We start from the raw sequence: 13,184 nt of genomic DNA on the forward strand, positions 1-13,184 counted from the left end.
TTCGAGATATTTTATTTAATTTATATTTCATTGTTCGTGTTACAAGAGTAAATTAACCAAAAATGTTAAGGTCCTACATCTAATTAAAAATGTAAGACCTTAAATCATGAACTTTTTATTCTATTATTATTAACCTATTATTTCCTTTACTTCTATACATCCAAAGCCTTGTGAATTTTTTAATCCTAATCCTGTGTCATAAGCAATTTGTAAGAGTTCTTGAGAACCTTCTAATAAAAATTCTCCATTCCATCCCTTTATTATGTGGCCTTGATAATTAATAGAACTAGACTTAGGTTTTTTTGTATCTAATATATTTATTTTAAAATCATTTCGTTCAGGCTTAAATCCATAAATTGCTTTATATTTATTTACCAGGTTTTCTTTTAATATTTCTTGAAATTCATCTTCATATGGACTATAGTATAAAGTTTTTCTTCTTTTATCATTATCTAATGTCTTATATGCAACTATAGGTGATTTTGTATATATTACTTCAGAACTTCCAAGCTGAGCATGAGAGTTTTCTATTTTCTTTATTTTTATATCATTCCATCCTATTTTAAAATTAGGATTTTTTAAAACTCTATTTATAAGATAGTTTAAAAATGTATAATCCGGACTGGATACCGTAAAATTTGCTCTATCGAAATATGTTATAGTGCTATTTTCTTTGTCCATCTCAAACTTTCCAAAAAGCTTTGAAAAGGTAAAAAGCTTGTAACTCCTATTTTTATACTCATACCTTTTATCATGAATTAAAGTTTCATATCCCTCTTTACCCATACAATTTAATATCATCTCGTGCAAAATGTAGTTGTAATCAATTGGTACTGTTAGTTCGTTGTTAAAACTCATCTCAATATTTGCTCTCATTTTTCATATCCCCTTTGTGCCATAAATTTTCTTGCGTCCTTTTCCATATAATGTATTCGACGCATGTAAAATTTTTCCTCCTTATATTATAATATTTTTTGATTTTATTAAAAAAGCAACTAAAAAAACAGGTAGTTTTTTCCCACCTGTTTAATTTTATTCACTAACTTGAAAAATGTGCATAAAATTTAAAAAAATTTTAACTTTCATTAGAAATATATTTAGAAACGCTTATAAGTATATGAACTAAAATATATACTACAAAGTTTAATGTACCAAAAAGCATTGCAAATTTTAAGGATTTAGTATTTATGTGATGACTAAACATGTTTATTATATTTATAGGATTTAATATTAAATCCCAACTATTCCATCTTAAGAATCTTCCTAAATATATAGCATATCCACTTATAAAGCTTATAGCTATAACAGTTATCCAGGAAAATACTTTGTTATATTTCTTTTCGATAAGGCTTTGGATTATATAAAGAGATAATACTCCCAAGCTTAGTCCTATAAAGACTCCTAATGATATGGATAAAAAATCATACCATATTGTTATATTATCACTAAAAAAATACATACTCTCATTCGTTGTATAGGGCTTATAGTTGGGGTTTATAACCATATAGGAATTTCCACTTATATGAATAAAGTCTGTAATTATATAAAAGCAATTAGGCAAAAATAATACCCAAAGTACTGCACACGAAATCAGTAAAAACTTAGATGACCCTTTTTTCTTTGAGTTATTCCTAAGAAAAAATAAAGATAATTCAAAGGGTATCCAGCAGAGTATTATATTCCATATCATATAAAACTCCTTAAATCTCCCTTTTCCTATAAGCCACATAAAATACATAAGATTTATTATCATGAATCCATTTCTTAATTTTCCCCAGGTGTCCTTTGTTTTTTTTACTTTCTTCATTTAAAGTAACTCCCCAAATTTAATATTTTTATAAAAATAATTTATATTAGTTATAAAATAAATTTTTCCATAATCTTCAATATTAAACACTCATCTTTTAAAACCCTCCAGCTCCCCCACCTCCTGAAGCACCGCCTCCTCCTGATGAAAATCCTCCTCCTTCTCCTGCCCCTGGTACTGTACTTTGGAGTGATGAGTTTAAAGAGCTGTTAAAGCTATTTCCCGAGGTACTATTAGCTAAATAATACCATGCAAAAAATCCTGTGCTATATGAAGTTCCTTGAGTTCTAATTTTAAAATTTTCTACATGTCTATGATTTAAACCCATTACTATAAAATAAGGTAAATAGTTTTCAAACAAATATACATCCCCTGCTTCATCCCTTTTCTTAACTCTTTTAAACAGTTGCTGCCATTTAGTATATTCTTCGTATCCAATGTCACTTTTGCGATAAAATAAGGTTATCCCCGTTATTAAACTCATAATTGAAATTATCATTAACAGTAATCCAATCATAGATTCATTTACTAATGCAGCTATGCTTACTCCTAAGAATATAAACGAAGTAACCATTAATGGCATTCCATATTTTTTCCCTCTTTTATCTATATAGTTATTCTCATCAAATTTACTCTTTACTATATTTTCCCATTTTCTGAATCGTTCTGCAAACTCTTTTTTATGGTTCTCTGCATATTCCTTCAATTTTTTTGTGGTTATGCAGTTATTATCTGATACTTCTCCAAATATCCAGTTCATAAAAAAAATCTCATGTTCTTCTAATTCTTCAGTATTTTCTTTTATCCTTTGTATTAAATAATCCTTTGTTTTTTCATCCACTTCTCCTATTTCATTAACTTCTACATACCTCTTTTTATTTAAATCTAAGAGAGTTGCAAGTATACTTTTAAAATCTAAAGTATTATAGTAAAATATACTAAGCATCGCTGGAGTAGAAATTTTAGGATGAATATTATATTCATCTGATAGGTCTACTTTATTTCTCTTTAATTTGTTAAATATATAAGCCAAAACAGCTAATATGGATATTGAAAGTATTATTGATATATTATTAAAGATGTTTTTAAAAGCATTTTTCCTTTCTAATTTCTTTTTTATATTTTCTGCAGACTTTAATTCTTCTTGTAAAATTTTCTTGAAGCTATCTTCTCTTTTAGTCTTAGGATATAAATTCTTATCTAAAAACTCTTTTGGAAATAAAATTCTTCCACTTACCAAGGTTTTTTTAGGCACATCTTTAACATTTAAATTTACTGTATTGTTATTTATAAACCTTACAGTTCCGTTTAAAGGGCCATGTGCGAATATCTTAACCTTATCCTTATCAAAATTATATAAAAATCCTATGTTGACATTAAAGTTTTCTATAGAAGTCTCATTTTCTCTACCCAAAAAATTATAATAAAGTTCTGCTGTATCATTATATCTAGTAGAAACCTTTGACATCATATAAACTAAATTAAAAGTCTTTTGTTCCTTGGACTTCGAAGGAGAAAATATCTTTATTTCAGCTGTATCTTTGTTAATGTCAACAGTATATACATCCTTATCTCCTTTAGATGCCTTATCAACTTTTTTATATTCTATATCCTTATAAGGAGATTTTTCATATATTTTTAAGTTACTTATTCCTTCTGTTCCTGTAAGTACTATACTTCTATATACGCCATTAAATTTATCATTAAACTTAAAGGTAATATATTCATTTATATTTAGCGAACCATCTTCCATCACATTAGAATTTACATTCCAGTTAGAAATGACTATCTTTTCCTCTGCCATTACAGTACTTTTCCCAAAAATTAAAGCAATTAGCATTATAAATAAACAAAAACTTAGTTGATGTCTTTTTAAATTTCTCATAATTTACCTCCTTTTACTAATAACTTTATTTTATATCAGTTAAGTTATTAAATCTATATAACCTTAACTTATTTTATTATAATTAAAAAAACTTAACTTATTTAATAAAATTTATTTAATACAAACACTTGTGTTTTATCAATGTATATAATATAATTTTAAAAATATACTTTCATTTGAATTTATTTATTATTTATTATTTATTTAATATTATATAAAAAGAGGGGGCAATTTAAATGAACGACATTAAAAAGATACTAGTTGTAGATAATATTGATCCAATGGGGCTTGAACTTTTAAAGAAAGAGAAAGATTTTCAATTAGATATAAAGATTGGCATTGAAAGAGAAGAACTTTTAAATATAATTGGAAATTATCACGCTCTTATGATCAGAAGTGATACTAAAGTTGACAGCGAACTTATGGATAAAGCTATTAACCTTAAAATTGTAGGAAGAGCTGGTAATGGAGTTGATAATATAGACATACCAGAAGCTACAAAGCGCGGAATAATTGTAGCAAATACTCCAGATAGTAATAGTATATCAGCTTGTGAACTTGCTATAGCACTTTTACTTGCTCAAAGCAGAAATGTATGCAGTGCTGATAAGTTTTTAAAAGAAGGCAATTGGGATAGAGATAGCTTTATGGGAAATGAGCTATATAACAAAACTCTTGGTATAATAGGTCTTGGAAGAATTGGAGCTTTAGTTGCTACTCGTATGCATGCCTTTGGCATGAACATAGTTGCATATGATCCTTACATTTCTGAGGAAAGATTTAAAAGATATAATGCAGCAAGAATGGAAACCTTAGATGAGCTTTTAATGCAATCTGACTATGTAACAATACACACTCCACGTACAGAAGAAACTATTGGTATGATTGGCGAAAGAGAACTAGGAATAATGAAGGATGGAGTTAGACTTGTAAATGCAGCAAGAGGAAAGCTTATGGATGAAAAAGCACTTCTCATGGGACTTGAGAGCGGCAAAATTGCAAGTGTTGGATTAGATGTACATGACAAAGAACCTAGATACAGTTCTCCTCTTTATCAATTCGATAACGTAGTTGTAACTCCTCATATTGGAGCAACTACTGTAGAAGCACAGCAAAATGTTGGAATGACTATAGCTGAACAGGTTATCAATGGACTTAAGGGTGGAATTGTTCCTAACGCAGTAAATCTTCCTGTTATACACAGAGATGAGTTAAAGGAAATAACTCCTTATATAGACTTGATGGAAAACCTAGGTAAAATATACTATCAACTTCACAAAGCTCCTATTGAACTAGTTGAAATAAACTACCGTGGAGAAATAGGAATTCAAGATACTGAAATTGTAACTATAGCCTTTTTAAAGGGACTTTTAGAGCCTGTTATGAAGGATAAGGTTAACTATATAAATTCAAGAGTAAAAGCTAATGATAGTGGAATTGCAGTTAATGTTAATAATACATCTGAAGCTTACGATGGATATTCAAATTTAATTACTGTAGAAATTAGAAGTAATAGAGGCTTCACTTTTACCCTTGCAGGTACGATTTCAACTAAGGGAGAGGGAAAATTAGTTGAAATTGCTGGCTATGAAGTAGATGTAAAACCTACAGAACACATGTTATTTATACAAAATAAGGATGTACCAGGGGTAATCGGCCAAGTTGGAACCTTTATTGGAGATCAAGATATAAATGTAGCTACTATGCAGGTTGGAAGAAAGCTTAAAGGTGACAAGGCCCTTATGATACTTACAATAGATGAAAGAATAGCTAAAGATGCCTTAACGGAACTTGAAAATATTCCTGATATAATATGGGCAAAAAACATAAATCTATAATATTAGTTAATAATTTTGTTGGAGTTTTGAATAAACAAAGCTCCTTCATATTTTTTAGAGAGGTGATATAACTTGTTGAACCCTATAGGTTACGCAGCTTGCTTAGGAGAAAAAAGCATATATGATATCATTGATTTTGCAATTTCAAGTGGCTTTAATGCAGTAGAACTAAACATGAATGTTCCAATGTTCTTTCCTGAAAATTATTCTAAAGAGGACAGACTTAACATTAAAAATTATACTTCACACAAAGGTATAGTTTTAACATTACACGCTCCTGAAGATATTTCTTTACTTCAACTTCAGGAAGATATAAGAGAAGCTGTAATAAATAGATTTAAGACCATAATACAATTTGGAATAGATATTGGAGCAAAGAATTTAACTCTGCATGTAGGACCTTCTGTATGCTTTACTTTGACAGATAGAAAAAGTTATATGGAAGAGTCTTACGAAAATGAATATAAAAACATTTTAAAAACTAACTTAAAAAAAATTGTAGATTTTGCTGGAAATAAAATTAAAATATGCGTAGAAAACTCTGGTAGGTTTCCAAAGAAGGTTGTTCAAGAAACTGTTCAAGAACTTTTAGACAGTGATAACTTATACCTAACTTGGGATATAGGTCATTCCCTTGAAAATAAGTATGCAGAAATTGAATTCTTCGTAAAAAATATAGATAAAATACACACTTGCCACATTCACGATAACAATGGTAAAAGCGACCATCAAATTCCAGGTACTGGGCTTATTGATTTTAAATGGCACTTTAACCTTATGAAAGATAAACCTATAATTTATATTATTGAAGTAAGGCCGAGGGAGAAGGCGGCTCAAAGCCTCATAGCTTTGCAAGAACTAGACCTAATTCACTAGAAAAATTGCTATGGCCTACATTCATAAACTTTCTTGAAATTAACTTTACACAAAAATAAAACCTAGCTAAGTAAAATTAGCTAGGTTTTATAAAATATATCTCAACTAAAAGCCCCTTTTTATCTATTATCCCTTAATTTAAATCTATAGATTTGTGATTTAATACTATAAATTATGCCCCAAGATATGCACTTTTTACGCTTTCATCATTTAAAAGTTCTGAAGCGTCTCCTTCCATTTCTACATATCCATTTTGTATTACATAAGCTCTATGGGCTACTTTAAGTGCCATAGAAGCATTTTGTTCTACAAGTAAAACTGTAGTACCGTTTTTGTTTATGTCCTCTATTATTGAAAATATTTGCTTAACTACTAACGGTGCAAGCCCCATGGAAGGTTCATCTAGAAGAAGCAATTTAGGTCTTGACATAAGAGCACGCCCTATAGCAAGCATCTGCTGCTCTCCTCCTGATAAAGTTCCTGCCATCTGATTTTTACGTTCTAATAATCTTGGAAATGTCTCGAATATTTTCCCATAATCCTTTTTTATCTCTGCCTTATCTTTTCTTGAAAACGCCCCCATTTCCAAGTTTTCCATAATCGACATGTTAGCAAAAATTCTTCTTCCCTCTGGTACATGAGCCATTCCTAGACTTACCATGTTGCTTGCATTAACTTTACTTAAGTCTTTTCCATCAAACGTAACCTTTCCAACTTTAGGTTTTAGCACTCCAGAAATTGTCTTAAGAGTTGTAGTTTTCCCAGCTCCATTTGCACCTATTAAAGTAACAATTTCGCCCTCATTTACTTTTAAACTTATACCTTTTAAAGCATGAACAGCTCCATAATATACATTAACATCAATCATTTCTAACATGCTTCATCTTCACCTCCAAGATATGCCTTAATAACTGCAGGATTATGTCTTATTTCTTCTGGCGTTCCATTTGCAATAAGCTTTCCATAATCAAGAACGTAAAGTCTATTACATACAGACATTACAAGTGACATATCATGCTCTATTAAAATTATAGTTATATCAAATTTATCCTTGATCCATCTTATAAGTTCCATAAGCTCATGTGTTTCATTTGGATTCATTCCTGCTGCTGGTTCATCAAGAAGTAAAACCTTTGGATTAGACGCAAGAGCTCTTGCTATTTCTAGTCTTCTTTGTTCCCCGTAGGATAAATTCTTAGAGAGTTCTTCTCTTTTTCCATCAAGGTTGAAGATTTTTAAAAGTTCCATAACCTTTTTATCCGCATTTTCTTCTTCTTTATAATAAGAGAGAGTTCTAAACAAGGAAGAAATAGCTTTATATTTAATGTTCTTATGAAATCCTACTCTGACATTTTCCTCCACTGTCATTTCACTAAAAAGTCTTATATTTTGAAATGTCCTGCCTATTCCTGCTGCAGCTATTTCATGAGGTTTCATTTTATTAGGATGAACATTTTTATCAAAATTATATATTATTTCACCTTCTGTTGGACTATATATGCCTGTAAGTAAATTAAAAAATGTGGTTTTGCCTGCCCCATTTGGTCCAATAAGCCCAATTATTTCCCCATGCTTTATTTTCATATTTACATTACTTACTGCCTTTACTCCACCAAAAGACATTGAAATATTATTTACCGTTAGCACTGACATTTTGAATACCTCCCCTCTTAAATAACCTAAATCTATAATTACCCATAATTCCTTGTGGTCTATAAACCATTATTAAGAAAAGTATAACTGAATATATAACCATTCTAAGTTCAGGGAATCCTTGAAGTAAAAGAGATATTACAGAAAGTGCTATTGCTCCAACTACTGAGCCCATAATGCTTCCCATACCTCCAAATACTACTATTACTAGAATATCAATAGATTTCATGAAACCAAAGGCATCTGGTTTTATAAAATAAAAATATCCTGAATATAATGCTCCTGCAATTCCTGCAAAGAAAGCACCTGTACCAAAAGCAAGTACCTTATAAAAAGTAGTGTTAACCCCCATAGATTCCGTTGCAATCTCATCTTCACGAATTGCAATACAAGCTCTTCCACTCTTTGAATTGATAAAGTTCTTTATTAAAACGATAGTGAGTGCAACCATTGCAAACATCCACGCCCAGTTTGTATATTGCGGTATATCATTTAGTCCACTAGCACCACCCAAGTATTCATTATTAAGAATTATTATTCTAACTATCTCCCCAAATCCTAATGTTGCTATAGCAAGGTAATCTCCTTTTAATCTCAATGTAGGAATTCCTATAGCAATTCCTGCAATTGCAGCAATTACTGCTCCTGCAATTATTCCTGCTCCAAATGGCAGGCTAAATTTAGCTGTAACTACAGCAGAAGCATATGCTCCAATGGACATAAAAGCTGCATGTCCTAGTGAAAATTGTCCTGTAAAACCTGTGATAAGATTTAAGCTTACAGCAAGTATTATATTAATACCTATTACTATTAAATTAAGTAAAATATAAGAATCAATGATACCAGCACTTATTAATATTTGTCCTAATACATATAGGAGAAGTACGAGAACCGCTGTTACTATATTATTTTTATTAAATACCTTCATACTATTCCCTCCTATACCTTTTCTTTTACATTCTTACCTAAAAGTCCATTAGGTCTTACTAAAAGTATTATAATTAATACTGCAAATGCTACGGCATCCTTATATAAAGATCCACCATTAGCACTAACTATAGTTTCTGTCATTCCAAGGAAGTATCCACCAAGAACCGCACCTGGTATAATTCCTATTCCTCCAATTACCGCAGCTACGAAAGCCTTAAGTCCGGGAAGAACTCCCATTAAAGGATTTATTGAGTTATAATATACTCCAACAAGTACACCTGCAACTCCTGCTAGTGCAGAACCAAGAGCAAAAGTAAAGGATATTGTTTGATCAATGCTTATTCCCATATATTGTGCTGCTTCTTTATCCATTGAAACAGCCCTCATAGCTTTACCCATTTTTGTTTTATGAATAATATACTGAAGCGCTATCATAAGCACAATAGTAATTGCTAATATATATATATCTGTAGTATTAAGTACTACCCCACCATTGAATAGTTTTATATTTTTACTTGCAAGCTCTTGTGGGAAAGTTCTCGTTTCCGCCTTAACAAAATACATTGTTCCATATTCTAAGAATAATGAAACTGCTATGGCAGTTATCAGTGCAGCAATTCTCGTAGAATTTCTAATAGGTTTGTATGCTACTTTTTCCACTATAATTCCTATAGCTGCACAAGAAACCATTGATATAATGATTGCTGGTATAAAACCAACATGTAGGAATGTGGTAACAGCAAAACCTATATAGGCTCCTAACATATATATATCACCATGAGCAAAATTTATAAGATTTATGATACCATAAACCATTGTATATCCTAACGCAATCAATGCATATATACTCCCAAGTGAAAGTCCATTAACTAACTGCTGTAAAGTTTGTTCCATCTTTTTCACATCCTTTTAAAATATATTAGAGAGCACAAAGCTTTTATTTAATTTCATATTGTATTCTTTGTACTCTCTAATCCTAGCTACTCTTTTAGTTTATTTATTATTGTGGATCTAGCTTCTTTAAGAAAGTCTGCTCTCCATTCTTCATTTCAAGAATTGTTATTGATTTTACTGGGTTATGATTTTCATCTATAGAAAACTTACCTGTTATTCCTTTGAAATCTTTAGTAGCTGCCATAGCCTCTTTAACTTTAACAGGATTAGCTTCTCCAGCTCTCTTTACTGCATCTGCAAAGAAATATCCTAAATCATATCCAAGAGCACTGAATCCATTTGGCTCTTTATTATATTTAGCTTTAAATGCCTTTTGGAAATTTACAACCTCAGCTGAAGTATCCTTTGAAGAATAATGATTTGTAAAATAAACTCCATTTAATGCAGTCTTTCCTGCAAGCTCTGTAAGTTTTGGTGACTCATAACCATCTCCCCCAACTATTGGAGCAGTAATTCCAAGATCTCTAGCTTGTTTTACTATCAAACCTACTTCTTCATAATAACCTGGAAGATATATTACATCTGGGTTTGAACCCTTAATTTTTGTAAGCACTGCTTTAAAGTCTGTTTCTTTTGCTTGATAGGCCTGTTCAGTTACAATTTTCCCGCCATGTTTTTCAAAGGTTTCTTTAAAGTTTTTTGAAAGACCTTTACTATAGTCACTAGTAGTATCTACAAGAATAGCTGCATTCTTTTTACCTAAATCCTTAGCTGCAAAGTCAGCTCCTATAACCCCCTGAAAAGAGTCACTAAAACAAGTTTTAAATATAAATTCTCTTACTTTACCATTGCTATCTACCGTAACATCATCTGCTGTAGCAGAAGCTGATACTAATGGAACTTTGTTTTGTACAGCAATTGGTGCTGCTGCCTTTGTATTACCAGAAGTTGCAGGTCCAAGTATTGCTACGACCTTATCTCTAGTTGCAAGCTTAGTTGCAACGTTAGCAGCTTCAGCAGTTTCAGACTTATTATCTACCTTTACAACTTCAATTTGTTTTCCTAAAACTCCACCTGCTTTATTAATTTCCTCAAGTGCAAGTTCAACACCTTCACTTAAACTTTGGCCATATGTAGCCACATTTCCAGATAACTCATAGTTAAGACCTACCTTTACGGTCTTAGCATCTGCAGATGTTTGTTTGCTTCCACATCCTACCAATGCTCCTGTGACAAACATTGTTGCAAATAATAATGATAATTTCTTTTTCATAAAATTGCCCCCTTTATTTTTTAAAATAGCCCCTATTTAAGGTTATAGGTTATAAAAAAACGCCTCTACATGTGCTTAACACATGTAGAGGCGATATTTAACGCTGTACCACTCTACTTCACTACTCTCATCATAAGAATAGTCTTTTTTCAGGTTCTATTAAACCTCAGCTTTTTAACGCAGCCCCGCGGTATAATCTACTTAATTTCGACTATACAACTCAGAAGTGAGTATTGCTATCCATTTAACCCGGTTCTCAGCTTATCCGGTTCTCTGTAGTTAACGTGATGATAGTTTTGTCTTCGTCATAATTTTTAAAATTTATATTCTATTGCAAACTAACTTAACATTCTTGATTTGTTATTAAAGATATTATCACGTTCTTAAACATGTGTCAACGTACCGAAAACATTTACATAAAAATTATTTTTATAAAATATAAAATCCGCTTTTTTAATGTAAAATTTAGTATTTAATCAAATTATTGAAAATTTTATTTCTGTTATGTGATATAATATCTATTGTCATTTTGATAAACATTAGGAGGTTATATTATGCAACTTATACAAATGACTATAGACTTTATATTACATATTGATACACATTTAAGTGCCATTGTGCAAAATTATGGAATGTGGTCCTATGCCGTACTATTTCTTATAGTATTTTGCGAGACAGGCCTTGTAGTACTTCCTTTCTTACCAGGAGATTCACTTATTTTTGCCGCTGGCGCCTTAGTTTCCGTAAGCTCCATGAATATTTTCACTTTACTTTTAGTACTTATGGCTGCTGCAATAGTTGGTGATACAGTAAATTATGAGATAGGAAAACTTTTAGGAAGAGGTCTTTATGAAAATCAAAATATCAAATTTATAAAAAAGGAATATTTAGATAAGACCAATAGTTTTTATGACAAACATGGTGGCAAAACTATAATACTTGCAAGATTTGCGCCAATAGTACGTACTTTTGCTCCTTTTGTTGCAGGTATGGGAAAAATGCATTACAGCAAATTTATATCTTATAATATTGTTGGAGGAATTACTTGGGTAGCCCTATTTACTTTAATGGGATATTTCTTCGGAAATCTACCAGCAGTGCAACATAACTTTACATTAGTTATATTTGCAATAATTCTTGTATCAGTTTTACCTGGAGCTTTTGCCTATCTAAAAAGCAAGCTGGGCAGCCGTGATACAGTTCTTTAAAATATAATTAAATACCAAGTATAAAAAATAGAAGTTTGCAGTTACAAACTTCTATTCTTCTCTCCCTACTCCCTTCCACTTGCACTCCTACTCAGTTTTGCTCTACGGTAATAGAATAGGTTGCTCTACTTGATAAAACTAAAAAATGTGAAAAATGAATAGGCTTATCTTCTTCATTATATATAATTTTTTCAACTAAAAATAGTGCCTCACCAGGTGAACAATTAAGTAGCTCGCTTTGCTCAACATTTGCTACAGTAACGCTAAATTCCTTATAAGCTTTTTTCATTACAACTCCATATTCTTCCCTCATAACTTTAAAAGTCGATACATGGTCGGAGATTTTATAAATTATATCTGGAAAAAGGTCAGTAGGGAAGTAAGCTATATCGATACTAAACGGTGACCCTTCATACATAATCATACGTTTTAATTCTAAAACCTTGGATCCCTCAGGTAAATTCAAAGATTTTAAAACCTTATTTGATGGTTCTATTATTGCTTTTGATAAAACTATTCTTTCAGGATTAATACCTTCTGAAGTTGCTAAGTCAGTGAAGCCATCTAAACTCAAAATCTTTGAATGTATCTTTGAAGATTCTACAAAAGTTCCCTTTCCCTGCCTAGATACCAATAATCCCTCATTTACTAATTCCTTTATTGCTCTTCTAACAGTTATTCGGCTTACACCATATCGCTCACCTAGTTCCGCTTCAGTTGGCATCTTTTGGCCTGGTTTGTAGGTTCTTTTTACAATATCGTCTTTAATCAGAAACTTTAATTGCTCATACAAAGATATTGAGCTATCAGCTACTAACAT

The 13,184-nt window shown here is 31.0% G+C and carries 12 protein-coding genes; 3 read left to right on the top strand and 9 right to left on the bottom strand.

Annotated features, from left to right (window positions below; genetic code table 11):
- Nucleotides 1–129 precede the first annotated feature (129 nt).
- The 3 genes from cas6 to JOC70_RS11755 all read right to left on the bottom strand — a co-directional run bounded on the left by cas6 (nt 130) and on the right by JOC70_RS11755 (nt 3,692).
- On the bottom strand, nt 130–876 hold the full coding sequence (gene cas6, locus JOC70_RS11745) for a CRISPR-associated endoribonuclease Cas6 (RefSeq protein WP_204599076.1): 747 nt from the start codon (nt 874–876) through the stop codon (nt 130–132).
- 199 nt (nt 877–1,075) lie between these two features.
- A complete protein-coding gene (locus tag JOC70_RS11750) occupies nt 1,076–1,807 on the bottom strand; it encodes a DUF1361 domain-containing protein (protein ID WP_204599077.1) in 732 nt (243 codons plus the stop codon).
- Between the two features lie 97 nt (nt 1,808–1,904).
- Entirely contained in the window at nt 1,905–3,692 is a 1,788-nt protein-coding gene (locus JOC70_RS11755) for a DUF2207 domain-containing protein (protein ID WP_204599078.1), read from the bottom strand.
- Between the two features lie 236 nt (nt 3,693–3,928).
- Here JOC70_RS11755 and serA point away from each other — a divergent pair, with 236 nt between their 5' ends.
- Together serA and JOC70_RS11765 are read left to right on the top strand one after the other, a co-directional pair.
- The gene (gene serA / locus JOC70_RS11760; RefSeq protein ID WP_204599079.1) at nt 3,929–5,530 is read left to right on the top strand and encodes a phosphoglycerate dehydrogenase; all 1,602 of its coding nucleotides are present in this window, start codon (nt 3,929–3,931) and stop codon (nt 5,528–5,530) included.
- Between the two features lie 72 nt (nt 5,531–5,602).
- Nucleotides 5,603–6,406, top strand: coding sequence for a sugar phosphate isomerase/epimerase family protein (locus JOC70_RS11765; RefSeq protein WP_243429115.1), 804 nt, complete (start codon nt 5,603–5,605; stop codon nt 6,404–6,406).
- Between the two features lie 172 nt (nt 6,407–6,578).
- Here the strand turns inward: JOC70_RS11765 and JOC70_RS11770 are convergent, their stop codons facing one another.
- From JOC70_RS11770 to JOC70_RS11790, 5 genes are all read right to left on the bottom strand, one after another.
- On the bottom strand, nt 6,579–7,283 hold the full coding sequence (locus JOC70_RS11770) for an ABC transporter ATP-binding protein (protein ID WP_035308054.1): 705 nt from the start codon (nt 7,281–7,283) through the stop codon (nt 6,579–6,581).
- Nucleotides 7,277–8,059, bottom strand: coding sequence for an ABC transporter ATP-binding protein (locus JOC70_RS11775; RefSeq protein WP_204599080.1), 783 nt, complete (start codon nt 8,057–8,059; stop codon nt 7,277–7,279). The genes JOC70_RS11770 and JOC70_RS11775 overlap by 7 nt, the downstream gene beginning before the upstream one ends.
- Nucleotides 8,037–8,987 (bottom strand): branched-chain amino acid ABC transporter permease, encoded by a 951-nt coding sequence (locus tag JOC70_RS11780; protein WP_204599081.1) that lies wholly within the window; start codon nt 8,985–8,987, stop codon nt 8,037–8,039. The genes JOC70_RS11775 and JOC70_RS11780 overlap by 23 nt, the downstream gene beginning before the upstream one ends.
- Nucleotides 8,988–8,998: 11 nt before the next feature.
- Entirely contained in the window at nt 8,999–9,883 is an 885-nt protein-coding gene (locus JOC70_RS11785; RefSeq protein WP_204599082.1) for a branched-chain amino acid ABC transporter permease, read from the bottom strand.
- A 106-nt stretch (nt 9,884–9,989) separates the two neighbouring features.
- On the bottom strand, nt 9,990–11,156 hold the full coding sequence (locus JOC70_RS11790) for an ABC transporter substrate-binding protein (RefSeq protein ID WP_204599083.1): 1,167 nt from the start codon (nt 11,154–11,156) through the stop codon (nt 9,990–9,992).
- Between the two features lie 554 nt (nt 11,157–11,710).
- Here JOC70_RS11790 and JOC70_RS11795 point away from each other — a divergent pair.
- Nucleotides 11,711–12,364, top strand: coding sequence for a DedA family protein (locus JOC70_RS11795; protein ID WP_204599084.1), 654 nt, complete (start codon nt 11,711–11,713; stop codon nt 12,362–12,364).
- 91 nt (nt 12,365–12,455) lie between these two features.
- On the opposite strand, the gene JOC70_RS11800 is transcribed toward JOC70_RS11795, so the two are convergent.
- On the bottom strand, nt 12,456–13,184 hold the full coding sequence (locus JOC70_RS11800; RefSeq protein ID WP_204599085.1) for a GntR family transcriptional regulator: 729 nt from the start codon (nt 13,182–13,184) through the stop codon (nt 12,456–12,458).

Source organism: Clostridium pascui, from assembly GCF_016908015.1.
GTDB lineage: Bacteria > Bacillota > Clostridia > Clostridiales > Clostridiaceae > Clostridium_AK > Clostridium_AK pascui.

Bases quoted from the DNA above. Each gene is read 5' to 3' on its own strand.
- cas6 (WP_204599076.1), bottom strand. From the start codon at position 876: ATGAGAGCAAATATTGAGATGAGTTTTAACAACGAACTAACAGTACCA.
- JOC70_RS11750 (WP_204599077.1), bottom strand. From the start codon at position 1,807: ATGAAGAAAGTAAAAAAAACAAAGGACACCTGGGGAAAATTAAGAAAT.
- JOC70_RS11755 (WP_204599078.1), bottom strand. From the start codon at position 3,692: ATGAGAAATTTAAAAAGACATCAACTAAGTTTTTGTTTATTTATAATG.
- serA (WP_204599079.1), top strand. From the start codon at position 3,929: ATGAACGACATTAAAAAGATACTAGTTGTAGATAATATTGATCCAATG.
- JOC70_RS11770 (WP_035308054.1), bottom strand. From the start codon at position 7,283: ATGTTAGAAATGATTGATGTTAATGTATATTATGGAGCTGTTCATGCT.
- JOC70_RS11775 (WP_204599080.1), bottom strand. From the start codon at position 8,059: ATGTCAGTGCTAACGGTAAATAATATTTCAATGTCTTTTGGTGGAGTA.
- JOC70_RS11780 (WP_204599081.1), bottom strand. From the start codon at position 8,987: ATGAAGGTATTTAATAAAAATAATATAGTAACAGCGGTTCTCGTACTT.
- JOC70_RS11785 (WP_204599082.1), bottom strand. From the start codon at position 9,883: ATGGAACAAACTTTACAGCAGTTAGTTAATGGACTTTCACTTGGGAGT.
- JOC70_RS11790 (WP_204599083.1), bottom strand. From the start codon at position 11,156: ATGAAAAAGAAATTATCATTATTATTTGCAACAATGTTTGTCACAGGA.
- JOC70_RS11795 (WP_204599084.1), top strand. From the start codon at position 11,711: ATGCAACTTATACAAATGACTATAGACTTTATATTACATATTGATACA.
- JOC70_RS11800 (WP_204599085.1), bottom strand. From the start codon at position 13,184: ATGTTAGTAGCTGATAGCTCAATATCTTTGTATGAGCAATTAAAGTTT.